Origin of the sequence: Polynucleobacter arcticus, assembly GCF_013307205.1 — a bacterium.
GTDB classification, from domain to species: Bacteria; Pseudomonadota; Gammaproteobacteria; order Burkholderiales; family Burkholderiaceae; genus Polynucleobacter; species Polynucleobacter arcticus.
The window spans coordinates 1,441,257-1,462,627 of sequence record NZ_CP028940.1 but is presented as its reverse complement, the minus strand read 5'-3'; the positions used below and the strand labels follow the sequence as shown (position 1 = coordinate 1,462,627).

General features: G+C 46.9%; 17 protein-coding genes. 11 read left to right on the top strand and 6 right to left on the bottom strand.

Annotation, left to right across the window (positions count from 1 at the left end; all coding sequences use genetic code 11):
- Entirely contained in the window at positions 1-1,362 is a 1,362-nt protein-coding gene (gene radA / locus DN92_RS07390; protein WP_173961297.1) for a DNA repair protein RadA, read from the top strand.
- Between the two features lie 30 nt (positions 1,363-1,392).
- Here radA and prmB read toward each other — a convergent pair whose 3' ends face one another.
- The 3 genes from prmB to dapD are packed head-to-tail and all read right to left on the bottom strand — an operon-like array spanning position 1,393 to position 4,319.
- A complete protein-coding gene (prmB, locus tag DN92_RS07385; protein ID WP_173960631.1) occupies positions 1,393-2,289 on the bottom strand; it encodes a 50S ribosomal protein L3 N(5)-glutamine methyltransferase in 897 nt (298 codons plus the stop codon).
- Positions 2,290-2,322: 33 nt separating this feature from the next.
- On the bottom strand, positions 2,323-3,474 hold the full coding sequence (gene dapE / locus DN92_RS07380; protein WP_173960630.1) for a succinyl-diaminopimelate desuccinylase: 1,152 nt from the start codon (positions 3,472-3,474) through the stop codon (positions 2,323-2,325).
- A 17-nt stretch (positions 3,475-3,491) separates the two neighbouring features.
- On the bottom strand, positions 3,492-4,319 hold the full coding sequence (dapD, locus tag DN92_RS07375; protein WP_173960629.1) for a 2,3,4,5-tetrahydropyridine-2,6-dicarboxylate N-succinyltransferase: 828 nt from the start codon (positions 4,317-4,319) through the stop codon (positions 3,492-3,494).
- Between the two features lie 173 nt (positions 4,320-4,492).
- On the opposite strand from dapD, the gene smc reads away from it, so the two are divergent.
- The 5 genes from smc (at position 4,493) to DN92_RS07350 (ending at position 12,821) form a co-directional block, all read left to right on the top strand.
- On the top strand, positions 4,493-8,014 hold the full coding sequence (gene smc / locus DN92_RS07370; protein WP_173960628.1) for a chromosome segregation protein SMC: 3,522 nt from the start codon (positions 4,493-4,495) through the stop codon (positions 8,012-8,014).
- An 18-nt stretch (positions 8,015-8,032) separates the two neighbouring features.
- Positions 8,033-9,085: a cell division protein ZipA C-terminal FtsZ-binding domain-containing protein gene (locus DN92_RS07365; RefSeq protein ID WP_173960627.1), complete on the top strand. Its 1,053-nt coding sequence runs from the start codon at positions 8,033-8,035 to the stop codon at positions 9,083-9,085.
- A gap of 9 nt (positions 9,086-9,094) precedes the next feature.
- The gene (gene ligA, locus DN92_RS07360; protein ID WP_173960626.1) at positions 9,095-11,110 is read left to right on the top strand and encodes an NAD-dependent DNA ligase LigA; all 2,016 of its coding nucleotides are present in this window, start codon (positions 9,095-9,097) and stop codon (positions 11,108-11,110) included.
- A 66-nt stretch (positions 11,111-11,176) separates the two neighbouring features.
- Positions 11,177-11,677, top strand: coding sequence for an NUDIX hydrolase (locus DN92_RS07355; RefSeq protein WP_173960625.1), 501 nt, complete (start codon positions 11,177-11,179; stop codon positions 11,675-11,677).
- A gap of 142 nt (positions 11,678-11,819) precedes the next feature.
- Positions 11,820-12,821, top strand: a complete 1,002-nt coding sequence (locus tag DN92_RS07350) for an alpha/beta fold hydrolase (RefSeq protein ID WP_173960624.1) — start codon at positions 11,820-11,822, stop codon at positions 12,819-12,821.
- 16 nt (positions 12,822-12,837) lie between these two features.
- On the opposite strand, the gene DN92_RS07345 is transcribed toward DN92_RS07350, so the two are convergent.
- Entirely contained in the window at positions 12,838-13,257 is a 420-nt protein-coding gene (locus DN92_RS07345) for a hypothetical protein (protein ID WP_173960623.1), read from the bottom strand.
- Positions 13,258-13,399: 142 nt separating this feature from the next.
- On the opposite strand from DN92_RS07345, the gene DN92_RS07340 reads away from it, so the two are divergent.
- The 3 genes from DN92_RS07340 to DN92_RS07330 all read left to right on the top strand — a co-directional run bounded on the left by DN92_RS07340 (position 13,400) and on the right by DN92_RS07330 (position 15,837).
- Positions 13,400-13,684, top strand: a complete 285-nt coding sequence (locus DN92_RS07340; RefSeq protein WP_173960622.1) for an HU family DNA-binding protein — start codon at positions 13,400-13,402, stop codon at positions 13,682-13,684.
- A gap of 83 nt (positions 13,685-13,767) precedes the next feature.
- Positions 13,768-14,250, top strand: coding sequence for a SixA phosphatase family protein (locus DN92_RS07335; RefSeq protein WP_173960621.1), 483 nt, complete (start codon positions 13,768-13,770; stop codon positions 14,248-14,250).
- A 66-nt stretch (positions 14,251-14,316) separates the two neighbouring features.
- Complete coding sequence (locus DN92_RS07330; protein WP_173960620.1) at positions 14,317-15,837, top strand: CYTH and CHAD domain-containing protein; 1,521 nt, start codon at positions 14,317-14,319, stop codon at positions 15,835-15,837.
- Positions 15,838-15,865: 28 nt separating this feature from the next.
- On the opposite strand, the gene DN92_RS07325 is transcribed toward DN92_RS07330, so the two are convergent.
- Together DN92_RS07325 and map are read right to left on the bottom strand one after the other, a co-directional pair.
- Positions 15,866-18,469, bottom strand: coding sequence for a [protein-PII] uridylyltransferase (locus DN92_RS07325; protein ID WP_173960619.1), 2,604 nt, complete (start codon positions 18,467-18,469; stop codon positions 15,866-15,868).
- A gap of 14 nt (positions 18,470-18,483) precedes the next feature.
- Complete coding sequence (map, locus tag DN92_RS07320; RefSeq protein ID WP_173960618.1) at positions 18,484-19,320, bottom strand: type I methionyl aminopeptidase; 837 nt, start codon at positions 19,318-19,320, stop codon at positions 18,484-18,486.
- 268 nt (positions 19,321-19,588) lie between these two features.
- On the opposite strand from map, the gene rpsB reads away from it, so the two are divergent.
- Together rpsB and tsf are read left to right on the top strand one after the other, a co-directional pair.
- The gene (gene rpsB / locus DN92_RS07315; RefSeq protein WP_173960617.1) at positions 19,589-20,338 is read left to right on the top strand and encodes a 30S ribosomal protein S2; all 750 of its coding nucleotides are present in this window, start codon (positions 19,589-19,591) and stop codon (positions 20,336-20,338) included.
- The gene (gene tsf, locus DN92_RS07310; RefSeq protein WP_046330462.1) at positions 20,338-21,216 is read left to right on the top strand and encodes a translation elongation factor Ts; all 879 of its coding nucleotides are present in this window, start codon (positions 20,338-20,340) and stop codon (positions 21,214-21,216) included. The genes rpsB and tsf overlap by 1 nt, the downstream gene beginning before the upstream one ends.
- The last annotated feature ends 155 nt before the right edge of the window (positions 21,217-21,371 follow it).

Here is a 21,371-nt window from a genome sequence, read left to right as displayed (position 1 = left end):
TTGGCCAAAATAAAAACTATCTATATCTGTCAGTCCTGCGGTGGAAGCTCTGCCAAGTGGCAAGGGCAGTGCCCATCCTGTCAGGCTTGGAATACTCTGGAAGAGGGTGTGCCCGAAGTCAGTTCAAACGCCCGCTTTCAGGGCTTAGCGCAATCGTTGCCGCGACAGAAACTTTCCGCCATTAGTGCAGAAGACCTACCGCGTTTCAGTACTGGTGTGGAAGAGTTTGATCGTGTGCTCGGTGGTGGATTGGTGCCAGGTGGTGTTGTCCTCTTAGGTGGCGATCCTGGTATTGGTAAATCCACACTGTTACTACAAGCGCTTGCAGAGATGAGTGCAGCGGGCATGAATGTCCTTTACAGCAGTGGTGAAGAGTCTGCGGCTCAGATTGCATTGCGCGCTAAACGGATTGCGTTAGATGCTCCTCAATTGGAGGTTTTGGCAGAGATTCAGCTAGAGAAGCTCCTTTCCATTATGGATACCGTCAAACCACAGGTATTGGTGGTGGACTCTATTCAGACTTTGTATTCAGAGGTATTGAGCTCAGCTCCTGGATCGGTTGCGCAAGTGCGAGAGTGTGCTGCGCAATTAACGAGGGCTGCTAAATCCAGTGGTATTTGTGTATTGATGGTAGGTCACGTCACTAAAGATGGTCATTTGGCTGGGCCTCGCGTCTTAGAGCATATTGTGGACACCGTCTTGTATTTTGAAGGCGATACCCACTCCTCATTTAGATTGGTGCGCTCGATTAAAAATCGTTTTGGTGCTGTCAATGAGTTGGGCGTATTTGCGATGACTGAAAAAGGCCTGCGTGGCGTAGCTAACCCTTCAGCCATTTTCTTATCTCAGCATGCAGAGATGGTGCCTGGTGCTTGCGTATTGGTTACCCAAGAGGGCAGTCGTCCCTTGTTGGTAGAAATTCAGGCGCTGGTAGATACGGCACATATTCCGAACCCCCGCCGCTTGGCAGTTGGCTTGGAGCAAGCGCGTCTAGCGATGCTATTGGCAGTATTACATCGCCATGCCGGTGTAGCGTGTTTTGATCAGGACGTCTTCTTAAATGCAGTTGGTGGGGTGAAGATCTCAGAACCAGCGGCTGACTTGGCGGTGTTGTTAGCCATTCAATCTTCGATTCGAAATAAGGCATTGCCTAAGGAGTTGATCGTATTTGGCGAAGTCGGTTTGGCCGGAGAGATCCGTCCCTGCCCGCGCGGTCAGGAGCGCTTAAAAGAAGCCGCCAAGCTGGGCTTTACTGTGGCAATTATTCCCAAAGCCAATATGCCAAAGGCAAAGATTCCGGGATTAAGAGTGATTCCCGTAGAGCGTATTGATCAAGCGATTAGTGCAGCTGCTGAACTCTGAGTATTGACGCCCTCAGTTTTGGCTAGCTGCTTAGTGCAAGTCTTCCGCTTGAATGAGTAGGACTTGCTGATCTCCGGCAGAGACCTCCATCCAAATGACTGGAATCTCCGGGAAGGCTCTCTTGAAGTGTTCATACTCATTGCCAATCTCAATCAGAATGGCGCCACGCTCCGATAGATAATCTGGTGCGCTCGCAATAATCTTGCGAATGAGATCCATGCCATCATCGCCACCAGCCAATGCAAGAGCAGGCTCTGCGTGATACTCAGCAGGCAGGGCGTTCATGGAATTGGCATTGACGTAAGGCGGGTTGCAGATGATGAGATCAAAGCGATTGTCACCATGGGGTTCTGGTAATGCATCCCAGAGATCACCCTCAAAAAGCTCGACCTGTGAACTTAGGCCATGGCGATCGAGATTGCGGGAAGCTACGGCTAATGCAGGCAGGCTAATGTCACAAGCACTCACATGAATATCGGGGCAAGCCATCGCTAGCAAAATAGCTAGAGAGCCATTGCCGGTACACAAATCTAGCGCCTTACCATCGGCAGGTAACCAGGATTCTAGAGAGCCATCAACGATGAGCTCTGCAATCCAGGAGCGTGGAACAATACTTTGCTCGCTCGAGAAAAATGGCACACCCATGAGCCAAGCTTCACCCAAAATATAAGCCAATGGCTTGCGTGTAGAGATGCGATTTTCTGTGGTCTCAAACGCCCTGACAATCTGCTCGGCAGTCATTGCCTGCTCTAAGTGATCCAAGGCATCGGTAGGGCTGAGTTCGAGTTGCTTGCTAGCAATCCATAAGGCTTCACTCTGAGCATCAATGGCACCATGACCGTAGTGCAAATGTGCTGCCTCTAATCGTGCTGCGATTTGATCAATGCATTGATCAACTGTGAGAGATTGCTGGGGCGCAGGGTCCATGAAGTTTAATAAATGAGCTAGACAGCGCTGGCTTTAGGCAATTAATTGTTCTAGAGTCTTGCGGAAGATATTCTTGAGCGGAACCACATCATCCACAATCACACACTCATCAATTTTGTGACTCGTAGCATTGAGTGGACCAAATTCCACCACCTCTTTGCAAATTTTTGCGATGAAACGGCCATCACTAGTACCGCCGGTTGTGGAGAGCTCAGTATCGATATTCGTTTCTGCTTTGATAGATTTGCGCAAAGCATTAGCAAGAGCACCATCGCCAGTAATAAATGGACTGCCGCCTAAGACCCAATCAATCTCAAAGTCCAGTCCGGCAGAAGTCAAGATGGCCTCTAGGCGGCTGCGCAATTCTTCTGGCTTGCTCTCGGTAGAAAAACGGAAGTTGAAATCCACTGCCAACTCACCAGGAATAACATTATTCGCGCCAGTGCCTGCATGAATGTTGGAGATCTGAAAGCTTGTAGGTTGAAAATACTGATTGCCTTTATCCCACTCAGTCTCCACCAGCGACTGTATTGCTGGTGCTGAAAGGTGGATCGGATTTTTGCCAAGATGGGGGTAGGCAATATGCGCCTGAATCCCTTTAACCCGAAGCTTTCCTGAGAGCGAGCCGCGGCGGCCATTCTTAATCATGTCACCGAGTTGATCTACGGAAGTAGGCTCACCAATCACGCAATAGTCCAAACGTTGGCCTTGTTTTTGCAAGCGCTCGCACATGATGACGGTGCCATCATTTGCGGGACCTTCTTCATCGCTGGTAATCAAAAAAGCGATAGAACCTTTGTGATTTGGGTGGGTGATGACAAACTCTTCTGTAGCTACAACAAATCCTGCTAGAGAGGTTTTCATATCCGCAGCACCGCGACCGTAAAGCATGCCGTCCCGAATCGTGGGAGTAAACGGATCGCTGGTCCACTTTTCCAGCGGGCCTGTTGGCACAACGTCGGTGTGACCAGCAAACATGAGTAATTCGCCCTGATCGCCAGCTGTACCCTTTTTGATTGCCCAAAGGTTAGTGACCTGAAAATTCTCAGGACCACTAATCACGCTCTCGGTATGAAAGCCAATCGCCTGAAGGCGTTTGGCAATGAGGTCCTGACAACCGCCATCCGCCGGTGTTACCGAACGACAGGCGATAAGGGCTTCAGTTAACTCGAGGGTAGCGCTCATGTATTTAGCCTTAAAACTTAATCACGTAGGAGTTCGTTAATGGCAGTTTTTGCTCTGGTTTGAGCATCTACCTTCTTCACAATGATCGCAGCGTACAGACTGTATTTACCGCAAGCAGAGGGAAGGGAGCCTGGTACTACAACAGAGCCTGCTGGTACACGCCCATAATGAATCTCACCGGTTTCACGGTCGTAGATTTTGGTGCTTTGACCAATGTATACGCCCATAGAAAGAACAGCGTTTTCTTCAATCACTACGCCTTCAACTACCTCAGAGCGAGCACCGATAAAGCAGTTGTCTTCAATAATCACTGGGCCGGCTTGAATTGGCTCTAAGACACCACCAATGCCAACGCCACCGGAGAGATGAACATTTTTACCAATTTGGGCACAAGAGCCTACTGTTGCCCAAGTGTCGACCATGGTGCCTTCACCAACATAAGCACCGATATTGACGTAGGAAGGCATTAAAACGGCATTTTTGCCGATAAATGAGCCTCTACGAGCAATTGCAGGGGGAACTACGCGGAAACCGCCATTGGCGAAGTCTTCTGCGGTGTAGTTCTCAAACTTGCTTGGGACCTTGTCATAAAACTGGGTATACCCACCAGCACCCATCGGCTTATTGTCTTCCAGGCGAAAAGACAGCAAAACTGCCTTTTTAACCCATTGATTGACTTCCCATTTACCAACGCTTTGGCGCTCAGCCACGCGAATGCTGCCGGTATTAAGGCCCTCGAGGACCGCGTTTACCGCGTTACGAATTTCCCCAGAAACAGCCTCTGGAGACAGGTTTGCGCGGTTTTCCCAGGCTTGTTCAATGATGCTTTGTGGTGATTGGCTCATGCTTTTCAGTTAACTATCAGATTGTTAAGGGGTTTTAACCCTGGATGTAGATTAATCATTATATCGGTGGGGCAAAAACCCGTGCGGGAAGCCCCAAGCTTGCTATCATCTTCCCACTTTAGTAATAATTTTTACCCCTTATTTGAACCCCTTTTTTCACTACAAAGTACGCCGTGCAACTGAAATCCATCAAACTTTCCGGCTTTAAGTCCTTCGTCGATCCCACCCATTTTGAAATGCCAGGTCAATTGATCGGTGTTGTGGGTCCTAACGGTTGCGGAAAATCGAACATTATTGACGCTGTACGCTGGGTTTTGGGTGAATCTCGCGCCAGTGAGTTGCGTGGTGAATCGATGCAAGACGTGATTTTTAATGGCTCTGGTTTGCGCAAACCTTCTGGTCGCGCCAGTGTGGAACTCATCTTTGATAACTCAGAAGGACGCGCTCAAGGTCAATGGAGTGCTTTTACAGAACTAGGTATCAAACGTGTTTTGACACGTGATGGTAATTCGAGTTATTACGTGAATAACCAAGTGGTTCGTCGTAAAGACATTCAAGACATTTTCTTGGGCACGGGTATGGGTCCAAGAGGCTACGCCATTATTGGACAGGGCACTATCAATCGCATCTTAGAAGCCAAGCCAGAAGAGTTGCGTGTCTTCCTTGAAGAAGCTGCGGGTGTCTCTAAATATAAAGAGCGTCGTAAAGAAACCGCTTCCCGTCTTGAAGATACTAAAGAGAATTTGGTTCGCGTTGAGGATATTCTGCGCGAGCTTGATCAGCAGGTCACTCGCTTGGAGAAGCAGGCGACGGTAGCTGAGCGTCATGCTGAACTCTCCACCTCAATGAAGTCACAACAACAGTTGCTCTGGTTTGTCCGCCAGACTGAGGCTGGCAAAGAGCAAGAGCGTCATGCCAACGGTATTCGTGACACTCAAGTCAGCCTAGAGGAGCAGACGGCAAAAATGCGTCATGCAGAAGCCGAGCTGGAAACAATGCGTACCGAACAGTACGCATTACAAGACAAGGTTTCTCAAGCGCAAGGTGATTTGTACCAAACCAATGCAGACGTCAGTCAAGTAGAGTCACAAATTCGTTACGTGCAGGAAGCACGCCAGCGTTTGCAACAACAGTCTCAAGATTTGCAAGCTCAACTACAACGTTGGACCGTTCAAGAAACTGATGCCGCACAAGCGCAGCGTACTGCAGAGCAAGAACTCAGCTTAGCGGCAGAAAAAGAGCAAACGCTAATAATCGATTTATCTGGTTTGCAAGAGCAAATGCCAGCCCGCGAAGAGGCTTATCAAGTTCATGCACGCGAACTCAATGATGCCCGCGAGAACTTAGCCACAATTGATCAGCGCTTAGCCAGTTTGGGCGAGCGCGTTAAAGCAATTACAACCCAAGTAGAAGAACTCAAAGGGCGCGATACCCGTCTTGAGGCTGAGCTTGCAGGTATGCGTAGACCAGACGCAGAAGCATTGCAAACAGCGATTGATCGCCATGCGATGGCGCAGCGCAAGGTGGACGAAGCGAGACAAAAAGCAAGCGAGGCGCAAATACGCGTGCCGGCTGCTGATGAAGCGCGTCACACTGCACAACAACAAATTCAAACTGCTAATCAAGACTTGGCTCAAACCGAAGCTAAGTTGACAGCGTTGACAGCGTTACAGGTCAGCGTTCAAGCGCAAGGCAAGATTGGTCCATGGCTTGAGAGCAAGGGCTTAAAAGAAAGCAAGCGTTTATGGCAGGAACTCAAAGTAGAAAGCGGTTGGGAAGCTGCTTTGGAGTCTGTGTTGCGCGAGCGCTTAGCTGCAGTTACAGCCAAGAGTGTTCAAGAAGCTTTAGCTTTAGCAAATGACGCACCCCCAAGTCGCTTAGCCATTTTATTAACTGAGGATATTTCTCCTGCGCATACTGCTGTACCAGCAGATTTCATTCCTTTGTTGACCCGCGTACAAAGCGCAGGTGCACCGCGCGTTGCTGCTGTATTGCAAGAGTGGTTGGATAACATTTACATCGCCAATAGCTTGGAAGATGCCTTGCATCGCCGCGAGAAGCTACCCGCTGGAGGTGCTTTTGTGACACAGCAAGGCCACTTAGTCAGCCGTGTAGGTGTGCAGTTGTACGCACCAGACTCAGAGCAGGCCGGTATGCTGGCGCGCGCTCAAGAGATGGAAGGTCTCGAGAAGCAATTGCGTGCACAAAAACTGATCCAGAGCGAATTGCAGGGTGAATTGGATCAATGCGCCGCTAATTACCAAGCCGCGCATCAAGTTGCTGAGCAAACCCGCGTTCATGCCGAGCAAGCAGTGCAAGAAGTACACGGTTTTGAAGTAGAAAGAATGCAGCTAACTCAAGCTGAAGAAAAGTACAGTCAGCGCGCTGAACAAATTCAGAGTGAGTTAAGTGAGTTGCGCCAGCAAATGGAACAATTAACTCAAACTCAAGAGCAATCGTCTGAAGAGTTTGCTCAGTCAGAGGAATCTAAGCAAGGTCTTCAAGAGAATTTAGCGATTGCACAAGAAAAACTCGAGCTAGCGACCCAAGAGCGTGATCGTCTCCGCGAAGCTGTGCGCTCATCTGAAATGTCTGCCCAAGAGGCGGCTTTTGCAACCCGCTCCCTGCAGCAGCGCATTGCGGATTTGCAGCGTGATCAAAGCACTGCCCGTGTACAGATCATGGAGATTCAGGACAAGCAGGCCACCTCAGAGCAAGAGCTTGAAACACTGAGTGATGAAGAGGCCCAAGATAAATTACAAGGATTGTTGCTGGCTCGTAGTGCCCGCGAGGCAGCTCTAGCTAATGCACGTACCGAGCAAGATGCGCTATTGCATCAATTGCGCGAAGCCGATGAAGTGCGGATGCAAATCGAGCGCAGTCTTCAGCCTATGCGTGACAAGGTAGTGGATTTGCAATTGCGTGAACAAGCTGCCCGTTTGAACTTTGAGCAATTCGCAACTTTGCTGTTAGACGCAGAAGCTGACTTAATTGCCCTGGAAGCAAACTTTAGTCCAGACCTCAAAGTAGGCGCTTTGCAAACTGAAGTAAATCGCCTCAACTCGGAGATCCAGTCTTTAGGCCCTGTGAATATGGCCGCCTTAGATGAGCTCTCAAGTTCACGCGAACGCAAGCAATTTTTGGATGCACAATCTGCTGACTTGAACGAAGCGATGCAGACTTTGACGGATGCGATTGCTAAGATTGATGCGGAAACTCGTGATCTCTTGCAGGGTACCTTCGACCAAGTCAATATGCATTTTGGTAAGTTATTCCCCGAGCTCTTTGGTGGCGGTCATGCCGAATTAGTGATGACGGGCGAAGAGATCTTGGATGCTGGCGTACAGGTGATGGCGCAGCCTCCAGGCAAGAAGAATAGCTCGATCTATTTGCTTTCTGGTGGCGAAAAAGCCTTGACCGCAATTGCTCTGGTCTTCTCCTTATTTCTCCTCAATCCTGCGCCATTTTGCTTGCTGGACGAGGTCGATGCACCATTGGATGATGCGAACACCTTGCGTTATGCGCAGATGGTTGCCAAAATGTCTAGTAAGACGCAGTTTGTGTTCATCTCACATAACAAAATCACTATGGAAATCGCTCATCAATTGATTGGTGTCACCATGCAAGAGCAGGGTGTATCTCGCATCGTAGCAGTAGATATTTCTTCCGCGGTATCCATGGTGGAGGCAGTTTAAGTGGATCTAGAGCAAATCATGACAGCATTGGGTTTGTCTGACTTGCAGTTCGCTTTGGCTGTCATTGGCCTACTGATTTTGATTGCGGTATTCATCCTCAATATCAAGTACGCTCGTGCACGTCGCAATGCAAAAGCTGCCAGTGAATACTCTTTAGATGATCGTTTTGCAAAAGAACCCTCTTTTGCCCAAGGCTTTGCCGAAGCGGAAGATCGATCCGAACCGTCTTTTGGTCAGACAATTCTCTCGTCAGCCTCTGCTCCAGAAAGTTTCTCTATTGACCCAAGAATTGACTGCGTGATTACGCTTCGGTTTGATGAGGGTATCAGCGGCGCTGAAATCTTAGAAGAAATGAATACTTGGGGTGATGTTCCTGCGACTACAACAGTGCGGTGGATGTGTGAAGGCTTAAATGCAGACGTTGATGTCGCTGAAAATTGGGAAGTGCTACGCCCAGAATCGTCTTATTCAGAACTGCAGCTAGCGATTCAGTTAGCAAGCCGTCGAGGCCCAATTGGTGTTTTAGAGCTGTCCGATTTTTGTTCTCGCGCACAAGCGCTTGCCGAAACTCTCGGTTCACAGATTGATATGCCTAGCGTGAACACCATGCTTGAGAGCGCTAAAGAGTTAGATGCGATGGCTGCTGAGAGTGATATTCAGTTGAGTATTAATGTTCTCTTTGATGAGGCGTGTCCTGGTGCTAACTTTGATGCCTTAATGCGTAAGAGGGGTTTTAGGTTATCTCGTAATGGCCGTGCCTATGAGTTTTTTAGTAATGGCACGCTGATCTTCACTAGCGCAGAAATTGATCCGAATGCACCCGTGAAACAAGTGACCTTATTGCTCGAGGTGCCCTTGGTCTCTCATGAAGAGCGTGCTTTTGAACGCATGCTGGGTGAAGGTATTGAGATTGCCCAAGCTGCCCATGGCCGCCTAGTAGATGACAACGGCATTAATCTGACTGAGGCTGCTGTGATTAGCATTCGCCAGCATCTCGATGGTTTGTATGCCAATCTTGAGAAGAGTGGTGTTCCTGCTGGCTCCTCTACCGCCAGCAGACTCTTTAGTTAAGGAATCGCTTTGTCGTTCTCTAGTCCGACAAATTTAGCGGATCGCTACGCATTCTTACAAGTCGAATTGGCACGCCTAGAGCATGCCTACTATGTGCTCGATAACCCCATCGTTCCTGATAGCGAGTATGACCGCCTCTATCGCGAGTTACTCGACATTGAGGCTGAACATCCTGAGTGGGTAACTGCTGATTCACTATCGCAAAGAGTGGGCGGTGCTGCTCTCAAGGAGTTTAATTCGGTCACTCATGCAGTGCCGATGCTTTCTTTGAATAATGCCTTTGAAGACGTCGAGCTGATTGCATTTGATCGTCGTTGTCGTGAGGGCCTGCATGTCGACCAAGTAGATTACGCGGGCGAACTCAAATTTGATGGCTTAGCGATCTCACTTCGTTATGAGCATGGTTCTTTAGTCAGAGCAGCTACGCGTGGTGATGGCGCTAGTGGTGAAGATGTCACTGCCAATATCAAAACCATTCGGGCTATTCCACTCAAGCTCTCTGGGGATGATATTCCTGAGGTCTTGGAAGTGCGCGGGGAAGTCTTTATGTATCTCAAAGACTTCCAAAAAATGAATGAGCAAGCTGCAGCCAAAGGCGAGAAAGAATTCGCTAACCCTCGCAATGCTGCTGCAGGTAGTTTGCGTCAACTGGATTCAAAGATCACCGCCAAGAGACCGCTCTCATTCTTCTCTTATGGCTTAGGCGTACTAGAGCCTCAATCTTGGTTACCAAAAACCCATGAACAGCTTCTCAACGCCTATGTAAAGCTAGGCTTGCCAGTTTGCACAGAGCGCCGTGTTCTCAAATCCGTAGAAGAGATATTGGCTTTCTATAATGAGGTTGGCACAAAGCGAGACTCATTGCCATATGACATTGATGGTGTGGTCTATAAGGTTAACTCCTTTGCGGAGCAAGCCAAGCTAGGGTATGTATCCAGAGCCCCACGCTTTGCTTTAGCCCATAAGTTCCCAGCACAAGAAGCCTTAACTACCGTTCTCGGAATTGATGTGCAAGTAGGGCGCACTGGCGCTATTACTCCAGTTGCAAGACTTGCTCCTGTGGAAGTGGGTGGCGTTACCGTGACCAACGCTACTCTACACAATGAGGATGAAGTCAAGCGTAAAGATGTTCGCATCGGCGATACCGTTTCAGTCAGAAGGGCAGGGGATGTCATTCCGGAAGTAGTTGCGGTGCTGAAAGAGCGTAGACCAGCCAATGCAACAGAATTCGTCATGCCAACACATTGTCCGGTATGCGATTCACATATTGAGCGCTTGGCGGATGAAGCGATTGCCCGTTGTAGTGGTGGGCTATTTTGCGGAGCGCAGCGCAAACAGGCATTAATACATTTTGCCCACAGAAGAGCCTTAGATATTGAAGGTTTGGGCGAGAAGATCGTGGATCAGTTAGTCGATCACAATCTCGTCAGAACGCCAGCTGACCTCTATCGTCTTGGCTTTACCGCAATAGCCAATCTGGAGCGTATGGGCGAGAAGTCAGCCGACAATTTGATTGCAGCAATCAATCAATCCAGAAATACCACCTTAGCCAGATTTATCTTTGCATTGGGTATTCGTCATGTGGGCGAGACTACCGCCAAGGATTTGGCAAATCACTATCGATCTATGTATGCCCTGATGGATGCAAATTTAGAAGACTTGCTAACAGTAAAAGATGTTGGCCCAGTAGTGGCAGACTCTATTACGAGCTTTATGGAAGAAGCCCATAACCGAGAAGTGATTGAGCAACTCTTAGTCTCGGGGATGCAACTCTCCGTAGAAGAAAAGGTGATCAGCGCAGCAGTTGCAGGTAAAACGTTCGTACTAACAGGCACATTCCCGACCATGACAAGGGATGAAGCCAAAGATCTGCTTGAAAAAGCAGGCGCTAAAGTAGCCGGCTCCGTCTCCAAGAAAACCGACTATGTTGTTGCTGGTACAGATGCTGGAAGTAAACTCACTAAAGCTGAACAGCTAGGCATCCAAGTAATTGATGAAGCAGCCATGATGGAGTTATTGAAGTAGCTTGTTTCTTACGCCATAATTGGCCTTACGCTGACATTATCTTTTAAGCGATTTTGGAATATCTCCATGAACATCATTGACCAGATCTCTGGTGCGGCGACTCACTCGCCATTCAAATGCACTTGTGACCAGGTACTTTCTTCAGATGACCCTTACTCACGCTCCACTAAGGCTGGTCACATCACAGCAAGTGGCTTGGTGATCAAGGATGGGAAGGCTCTACTTATTTTTCATCCCCACTTAAAGCGGTGGTTCCAACCTGGCGGGCATATCGATGAGGGTGAGACCCCCATTGAAGCCGCAATTCGTGAGGTTTTTGAAGAGACGGGAGTAACTTGCAGAACTCTTGTTGAGCACTCCGAGCCTATCGATATTGATTTACATGAGATTCCCGCCAATCCTAAAAAAGGTGAGGATAAGCATCTCCATATTGACCTCTTATTCTTATTAGAGATGTTGAAGGAGGGTGATTCTATGGAGGCTATGGAGAAAGCCTGGGTGCCATTCGAGAAAATTACCAATACACGCCTTAGACGCACAATAGATAAACTACAGAGTGTGGTCTAAACTCGGAGCCGCAAGAGGCCCCGCCAACGGTTGTGCCTATCCATTCTATATCTGATGCTATTGAATTATTACTGTCATCAAGACTCTATACAGTGATTTTGATGGGTCGATGGCCCCAATATTCATAGATAGATATAGTCGAATGAAAAGCAATTTTATTGATCTGTTGCTGCGTATTAAGGCTGCTGTACTCGGGCAGCACCAGTCGCCTGGTGTGTCTTCTCAAGAAACCCCGACATCTAGCGAAAGTGATCGCGATGTCGCTAACTTGCGATCTCCTTTGATGCTGCCGCCTCCTGACGCCGTCATAATCAAAACTCCATTAGCACTTAAGGAGGTAGTTAGCGCCCCTCCCGAAACGCATTATCTGGAGATTCAGGATGATGGCAAAACTCGAAAGATTGCCTACACCATTTCAGGTGATATGGATGCGCAAAATGTCTTGTTATGTTTGCCTGGATTGCTAGAAACTAAAAACACATTTTTAGTCATTCATCATTACTTTATGAAATTCTCAAACTGCAAAGTCATTAGCATTGACTTTTCTGGCAGGGGGGAGTCTGACCACCTTGATGATGCAGGCATTTATAAGATGTCACTCTATCTTGCTGATATCAGCCAACTGATTCGTAGCATTATCTTGGCCAATGATCTGGTGAGGCCGAAGTTAACCATTCTTGGAACTAGCATGGGTGGGGTTCTGGCGATGTACTTAACGCAAATATTTGGAAAAAAGATTGACGAAATTATTCTGAACGATATTGCCTTGACCGTAAATTGGACATCCCTATACGCACTGTATAAATCCATGAAGAATGAGCTGGGATTTAGAGAGGTTCGACAGTTGGCTAAGGATCTTAAGGTGGATGAGAGGGCCATTTCCGATGTCCAGCTTCCTGGTCACTTTGATCTTTCTTACCGCGCTGATGTCTGGGGTATGAACTTCCACGAAGCTTTGGAAGATTACAAAGGCCGAGTTGGGCTTATCTATGGAGAAAAATCAAAAATATGCACTCAGCAGCGGGTTCAAGAGGCCAAAAAAGTAATTCCTCGCCTTCATACGCTTGAAGTATCGGGTTCTGGGCATCCAGTGCCATTTACTCCGCCGGTATGTGAATTTATTGAAGCAGAGATGGGTGTATGAAAATATAAGCGAGGAATTATTTGTAAGACAAATAAGGATCTTTGATTTCTTTTACCTCTAAATGTCCAAAGATAAACGATTCTGATCGAACCAATTTCCATTCTAAATCTTGAAAAACGTCTTGATATGGACCGGAAAATTTTCTTGAGATACCGTAGAAGATATCAGTGAGCTCTTCTTCCATCGCTTCAGGTACAGTTTGTGAAAAATAGATTACTTTTTCGCCGTTGTAAGTCTCGCTGATGCTAGCACCCTTGATGTCCTCAATGCAGACGCCAATATCTGGGTCATAGTTTTTTAAAAAATTAGGCTTGTAATCCGTCATGACTGAACCCAGCTTCCAAACCAGTCCACATTTAATTTCCATATTGCCGTTTTGGAATACTTCTCTATCGACGATAGAGCCAATTTCTAGTGGGATGATTTGATACTGCATCTGGATACTCCTTGGGTTTATGGAGCTTGGGATTTCTCCAATTCTGTCATTTAATTATGACAATTGAGTGATGCAAAACATCATTTTTTGTCATCTTCCTATGTTATTTTTTATGGGCATGAATTAATTGAAAAATACACAAATGAACAAAGTAGAGTTAATAAGCCACATAGCATCAGGGGCGGATATTTCCACGCTTGCGGCTGAGCGAGTTGTCAGTTCTTTCATCAGCCAAGTCATAGGCGCCGTTTCTAGTGATGATGTCGTTCAGATCATTGGTTTAGGGTCTTTTGCCTCGACCGAGCGCAGTGCGAGAATGGGCCGAAATCCAGTGACTGGCGCTACTGTGATGATTGGGGCAAGTAGGTCTGTTAAGTTTAAGGCTGGATCAGCGTTTAAATATGCTGTAAATAGCAACCCACTCTAGCTTTAGGGGGGGGCTGATATAAGATAAACAACACATCTTAAAGCTATGGCGTTTTTATCGAATATTGGGCGGATAATCTGGGTATGGCCTCAAAATCATTATTCCTACTGCGTCACGCAAAAGCTGCGCCTGGAGGAATTTTGATTCCAGATATAGATCGATCTCTGTCTGAAAGGGGGCTTAAAGATATTCGTAAGCTTACTAGCAAGTTGTCTAAAAAAGGCTTTGATTTTGAGCTCATCATGACAAGCCCGGCTGTTCGCGCAATCACTACAGCGCAAATTCTCGCCAAGGGGCTAAAAATTTCGCATTCGCATTTAGTGGTTAATGACTCTCTCTATGCAGCTGAAGTAATGGGCTTGCTAAAGGTCATCTCTTCGGTTTCAAAAAAGATCGATCAGTTCATGATCGTTGGTCACAATCCTAGTTTGATGGGCTTGGCATCATACATTGCAGGGGAGCCGATCTCACTGTCGACATGTTCTTTAATTCAGTTTTCATTTGATATGAAAGAGTGGCATGATATCTTGACAAAAAGAGCATCAAAATTTACCTTCTTGAATTAAGAAACATTTTTTCAGTTCCCGCTTCTACTCCCACTCCCACTTCCACTGTATCCTCTCAATTAAATCATGCAGATCAATAGCAGTGAATTCGAGGTGAAGCTTCTCTTTCCCGACAGTAAGCTTGCGGCTATTGAAAAGTTGATTATCTCAAAGGGCGGAGCTCGTAGGCAGCATTTACAGGCTATCTATATTGACACCCCTGATTTTTTGCTGACTCAAGCAGGCATTGCTTTACGTCTACGGAAAGAAGGAAGGCAGTGGATTCAAACCCTAAAGGTCTCTACACCAAATCCCCTAGAGCGACTTGAGCACAATGTTGTTTTAAAGATAGTGGGTAGTGCGATTCCACAGTGGGATATAGCGCTTCACCAAACCCATGAGGCTGGTTACCTTTTAAAGAAATTCCTTCCTAAATTACAAACTCAGAACTTGCAGATCGCTTATCAAACTGATGTGTGGAGACGAAAAGCTTTAGTCAGAACCCCTCAAGGTTTGGTTGAGTACGCTTTGGATTTAGGGTTTATTCAGGTAAATCAGCCCACTGGCGTGACTAAGACAGTTGTTCAGGAATTGGAGATTGAGTTAAAGGAAGGGTCTCCTAATCATGTTCTCCTGCATGCGCAAAATATGATTAAGCGCTATGGGGCTTACATTGATACGCGCAGCAAATCTGAGCAGGGTTATTTGTTAGCGCGTAATCTTCGGGCTAGCCCCCCAGTGCGAGCGAAGTCAGTCTCCCTTAAAAAGATACATGGAAATAGGGCGGCTATCCATTTACTGGTTCAATCCTGCCTGAGTCAGGTGCTACCAAATCAAAGTGTTCTGAATTCTGAAGCCGTTAACTCTCCTGAATACCTTCACCAGTTACGGATTGGTCTAAGACGCCTGAAGGTGCTATTGAAGTATTTGGCAAGACACGGAATTTTTCTCAGTGAAGAAAATTTAGAAGTATTCAAAAAAGCTTTTGATGCGCTTGGCAAGTATCGCGACAGTGATTATTTGACTGGCGTCTTAAATCCCATTCTCCTATCTTTAGGGGGTCCGGAGATCAAGCTTGGTGCCATTTCAGATTTACCCAATCCATCTCATATCACCCGCAATGTGGAATTTCAGATTCTATTGATTGAGTTGATGTCACTTGCTACCTCTCAGATTATCGAGGCTGCCGATGGAGAAGACGCTCTAGAGAATTCCGCGACAATTAAAAAGACTGCAGTGAAGTTACTTAATAACAATTTTTATTTTGTAGCTGATCGCGTACCGAGATTTGCCGTATTAGAGGATGAAGAAGTTCATACCTTACGAAAAAAAATGAAATTCATTCGTTATTCGCTCGAGTTCTTTAGAGATTATTGTGATAAAAATCAATACTGCACATTTTTAAAATCTATCTCAAACACACTCGATCATTTTGGATTATTCAATGATATTTGTGTATCCATTACTCGAATTGAAGGCTTGACTGAGGGTGATCAAACTTTATTGTTTGCCCTCGGCTGGCTTAAGGCTGAGCGTCAACGGGTTCGTTCTTTGTGTGAGAAAAGTGTCAAAAAGCTGATACAGAACGAGTTGGCCTGGAAAATCTAAGGGATTTTCAAAAATTTTAGTTTTGAGCTTAAGCCCCTAGCGCCTCAAGCAAATCTGTCTCAAGCAAGATTTGCAGTTTTGGGTTCTTACTGAGGTTGGCAGCATCCAACAGGAACACGTCTTCTACTCGTTCTCCCAATGTATTAATACGGGCGGTATGCAGAGATACTTGATGCTTGGCTAATATTCTGGAGATGGCATACAGCAAGCCAGTGCGATCACTTGCTGAAAGGGAGAGTGCATAGTAATGTCCGCGCTCATCAGGTGTCATATGTACGCGTGGCTGAATGGGGAAAGTGCGTGACTGCCTTGAGAGCCTACCCATGCTGGGTGATGGCAGAGGATCATTGTTTTGCAGTGCTGCAGTGAGCTCATACTCAACTAGCTGAATGAGATCTCGATAACTCCCGCCTTCATCTACTAAATTACTACCGGAGATCTGGAAGGTATCCAACGCATAGCCATGCTTTGTCGTATGAATACGGGCATCCCAAATTGAGAAGCCGTGGCGCTCAAAGTAAGCACAAATTCTGGCGAAGAGGTCTTCTTGGTCTTTAACATAGACCGCAATTTGTAATCCCTCGCCAACTGGAGAGAGCCTAGCGCGTACCACTGGAGTGGCACTATCTACCTTGTTAAATAAATGCCTGGTAAGCCAAGCAATATCAGCGGCATCTTGGCGTAAGAAGAAGGCAACATCCAATTGTTTCCAGAGGTTCTCGTAGGCGGAATCTTCAATACCGTAAAGCCTGAGCTTGGCACGGGATTCTTCTTGATGCTGTGCAAGCTCGGAAGAGGCGTCTGGTTTTGCACCGCCCAGTACTCGTAAAGTTACTCGATAGAGATCCTCTAATAGCTTGCCTTTCCAGGCATTCCAAACTTTAGGACTAGTACCCCGTACATCAGCAACAGTGAGTAGGTAAAGCGCTGTCAAATGACGCTCATCCCCCACCTTGTTTGCAAATGCTTGTACTACTTCTGGATCGGTAATATCTTGCTTCTGGGCAACTTGGCTCATGTTCAAGTGTTCTGCTACCAACCAGATGAGTAGCTCGGTATCTGCTTTGTCTAAGCCATGATCCTTTGCAAACTGACGGACATCTGCCTTGCCCAACTCGGAGTGATCTCCACCACGTCCCTTAGCAATGTCATGAAAAAGTGCAGCAATCACCAAAAGCCAAGGTTTCTCAAAATGGGCAATCAGACTGCTGCAGAATGGAAATTCATGGGTATGCTCAACCACGGTAAAGCGTCGTACATTACGCAGCACCATCAAGATGTGTTGATCTACCGTATAAACGTGAAACAGGTCATGCTGCATCTGACCAACAATTCTTCTGAAGGCGGGGAGGTAACGTCCCAGAACGCTGGTGCGATTCATGAGCTGGAAGGCGCGACTGACGCCTTCGGGCTCTTTCAGAATCTCAATAAAGAGTGCTCGGTTTACCGGATCTTTGCGCCATTTGCTGTCCATCTTCTGACGGGCGTTATACAAAGCCCTAAAGATCGTTGCCGATAAGCTCTTGACATTCGCTGTTTGCGCAAAAACTAAGAAGGTTCGCAGGATTTGTTCCGGATGCTTCTGAAATAACTGAGGGTCGGTAATGTCAAGGACACCCTGACGCTCAATAAAGCACTCATTACCCTCGCCAGCTATGGCATGAGTAGTCTTAGATTCTTGAGGAAAAAGTAGGGCCTCAATGTTTTGTAGTAAAACATCATTTAATTGGCTAACCGCTTTGGCAGCCCAATAATAACGACGCATCACCGCTTCACTTGCCAGTCTAGAGGAATCTTCTGTGATGCCCATGGCTTGAGCAAGGGGTGCTTGCAAGTCAAATACCAAAACATCTTGTCTGCGCTTAGCTAGTAGATGTAAGTTGGCACGCAGTGTTTCTAAAAAACGTTGATTGCGATTGAGCTCGGTCAATTCACGTGAAGTAACCAGGCCTGCAAGACTGAGATCTTTAAAGGTGTTGCCTAGGTGAGCTGCTTTGCTAACCCAGGAAATGACCTGCAAGTCACGTAAGCCTCCTGGACTTTCTTTACAGTTTGGCTCTAATGAATAGGGCGTGTCTTGATATTTGTGGTGGCGCTGAATTTGTTCTGCTAATTTCGCTTGGAAAAATGACTTTGGATCTAAAGTCTCCTCATAAGTAGCTTCAAATTCCTTGAAGAGTGATTTTGCGCCGCAGATCAGTCTGGATTCGAGTAGGGAAGTGCGAACAGTGATGTCTTGCTCTGCCTCTGACACACACTCAGCTACTGTTCTGACTGACGAGCCGATCTCTAGGCCAGTATCCCAGCATTGCGCTACAAACTTTTCAATCTTGCTGGCTAGTACTTCTTCAAAGTATTGCTTATCTGCTGGTAGCAGAATCAAGATATCAATATCGGAGTAGGGAAGCAGGGCTCCTCTACCGAATCCACCTACAGCTACTAGAGCGGCATCAGAATTTAAGTCGCATGAATTCCATAAGCTAATGAGAAGTTCATCACTGAGTTTGCTCAATTGCTTGGTTAATCGCCCAACAACTTGATGTTCTCGAAAATCGGCATAAACCAATTCACGTGCAGCTCGTAAGCTAGCAATATCCGCAATAGGCTTAGACCCTGAGGTAGATCGAGTCATTGGGATGTGGATGTTTAAGCGTTAGCTAAGCTTGGTCTAAATGAGAGGCCTTTAACGCAATCAGGAATTGGATTGCTACCCTCAGACCAAGTGAGTACTTCAACGCCGGTAGCGGTTACTAAAAGCGTGTGTTCCCATTGAGCAGACAAGCTACGATCTTTGGTCTTGACGGTCCATTGATCAGGCATGGTCCGAATATCGCGTTTACCTGCGTTAATCATGGGCTCAATTGTGAAGGTCATACCTTCTTGTAATTTTTCACCAGTGCCAGGGCGACCATAGTGAAGAATTTGTGGATCTTGATGGAAGACTTTGCCAATGCCATGGCCACAATATTCACGTACGACAGAGTAGCCTGCATTTTCAGCATGAGTCTGGATGACATGGCCAATATCGCCAAGTGATGCACCCGGTTTGACTTGGGCAATGCCAAGCCACATGCACTCAAAAGTAATTTGAGTGAGACGCTTGGCCAATACTGAAACTTCGCCCACCATAAACATGCGGCTGGTATCGCCGTAGTAACCGTGGGGAGTGATTACGGTGATATCGAGATTTACGACATCACCTGTTTTGAGAATCTTTTCACCAGGAATGCCGTGACAGATCACATCATTGACTGAGGTGCAGATCGATGCAGGAAAGGGTGGGTAGCCTGGTGGCTGGTAGTTCAGCGGGGCTGGGATCGTTTTTTGGACATCGCGCATATATTCATGGCAAATGCGGTCCAGCTCAGCTGTACTGACGCCGGGTTTGACGTGGGGCGTCACATGATCAATCACTTCACTAGCTAAGCGGCCAGCTTCGCGCATCCCTTGGATGTCTTTTTCGGCGGTAAATACACTATTCATGCCTTGATTATCAACGACTTGGCGAGTTTTAGCTTATTCTAATTGCCTAATTTTTAGGCGCTACCCCCATTATCTGACCTGATCAGCGCTCTTTAGGGGTCAACTCTCTCGTCTTGGAGACGGGGGAAGCCAGCTAGACCATTGATATTTAAGCTATAATTTCGTTCTCAGATCAATTTTGAACTGAAATCGCGGGTTGAGCCTTCCAGGGTGGCGCTTTTTAGCGCAGCTAGGACTCAATCTTAGAAAATAACCCTTAGGAGAAGTTATGTCAGTAACTATGCGTCAAATGCTGGAAGCCGGTTGCCATTTTGGTCACCAAACCCGTTTCTGGTCCCCAAGAATGGCCCCTTATATTTTCGGCCATCGCAACAAAATTCACATTATCAATTTGGAAAAAACATTGCCAATGTTTCAGGATGCCCTGAAATTTGCAAAACAAATTGCTGCTAATCGTGGAACCATCCTTTTCGTTGGTACAAAGCGTCAATCACGCGAGATCATTGCTGAAGAAGCTGCTCGTGCTGGTATGCCTTACATCGACAGTCGTTGGTTGGGCGGCACGCTCACGAACTTTAAAACTGTCAAAGGTTCCCTCAAGCGTTTGAAGGACATGGCAGTTGCTAAAGAAGCCGGCGATTGGGACAAGCTTTCGAAGAAAGAAGCATTGACTAACGATCGCGATCTCGACAAGTTGCAAAAAGCACTTGGGGGTATTCAAGATTTGAACGGCGTTCCTGATGCGATTTTCGTAGTGGACGTTGGTTACCACAAGATTGCGATTACTGAAGCGAACAAATTAGGCATTCCAGTTATCGCTGTAGTGGATACCAACCACTCACCAGACGGTGTTGATTACATCATCCCTGGTAATGATGACTCCAGTAAAGCTGTTCTTCTCTACGCTCGTGGCATTGCTGATGCAATCCTCGAAGGTAAATCAAACTCTGTTCAAGAAATCTTGACTGCCGTTAAAGAAGGCGAAGAAGAGTTTGTTGAAGAAGGGAAAGCTGAATAATGGCCGCTATTACCGCTGCAATGGTTGGTGAGTTACGCGCCAAAACTGATGCTCCGATGATGGAGTGCAAAAAAGCATTGACTGAGGCTGATGGCGACATGGCGCGTGCAGAAGAAATTCTGCGCGTCAAGCTCGGTAGCAAAGCGGGTAAGGCGGCATCCCGCGTTACTGCGGAAGGCATCGTTGCTTCAGCAATCAATGGCACCACAGGCACTTTGCTTGAAGTGAACTGCGAAACTGACTTCGTTTCAAAAAATGATGATTTCTTGGCGTTTACACAAGCTTGTGCAAATCTGATTTCTGAAAAGAATCCAGCTGACGTTGCTGCATTACTCGCATTGCCAATGAATGGTCAAACAGTGGATGAAGTTCGTAGCGCCTTGATCGGTAAGATCGGCGAGAACATCATGCCGCGTCGCTTTAAGCGTTTCGCTGGTAGTAATAAGTTGGTCTCTTACCTCCACGGTACTCGTATCGGCGTGATGGTGGAGTTCGAAGGCGATGAGACTGCAGCTAAAGACGTAGCAATGCATATTGCTGCAATGAAGCCAGTAGCTCTGTCGATGGCCGATGTTCCTGCTGAAGCTATTGCTGTTGAGCGAAGTGTTGCAGTTCAAAAGGCTGCTGAATCTGGTAAGCCACCAGAAATCGTTGAGAAGATGGTTGAAGGTTCTATTCAGAAGTACCTCAAAGAGGTGTCTTTGTTGAACCAAACTTTCGTTAAAAACGATAAGCAATCTGTTGAACAAATGCTCAAGGCTGCAAACACCACAATCAAGGGTTTCACCATGTTTGTTGTGGGTGAGGGTATTGAGAAGCGTCAAGACGACTTTGCGGCAGAAGTTGCTGCTCAGGTAGCTGCTGCCAAAGGCGCTTAATTAGGTCCAATATTGCTGGGTTCACCCAGTAAGGCTGTAATCCTCAAAAGGGCACGGGAATCTCGGTTTCTGTGCCCTTTTGTTTGATCCGTGCCAAGCCCTTTATAATTCGAGCAAGATATTAAAAAGTACTTAAAGATCAATAAGCTAAGCAA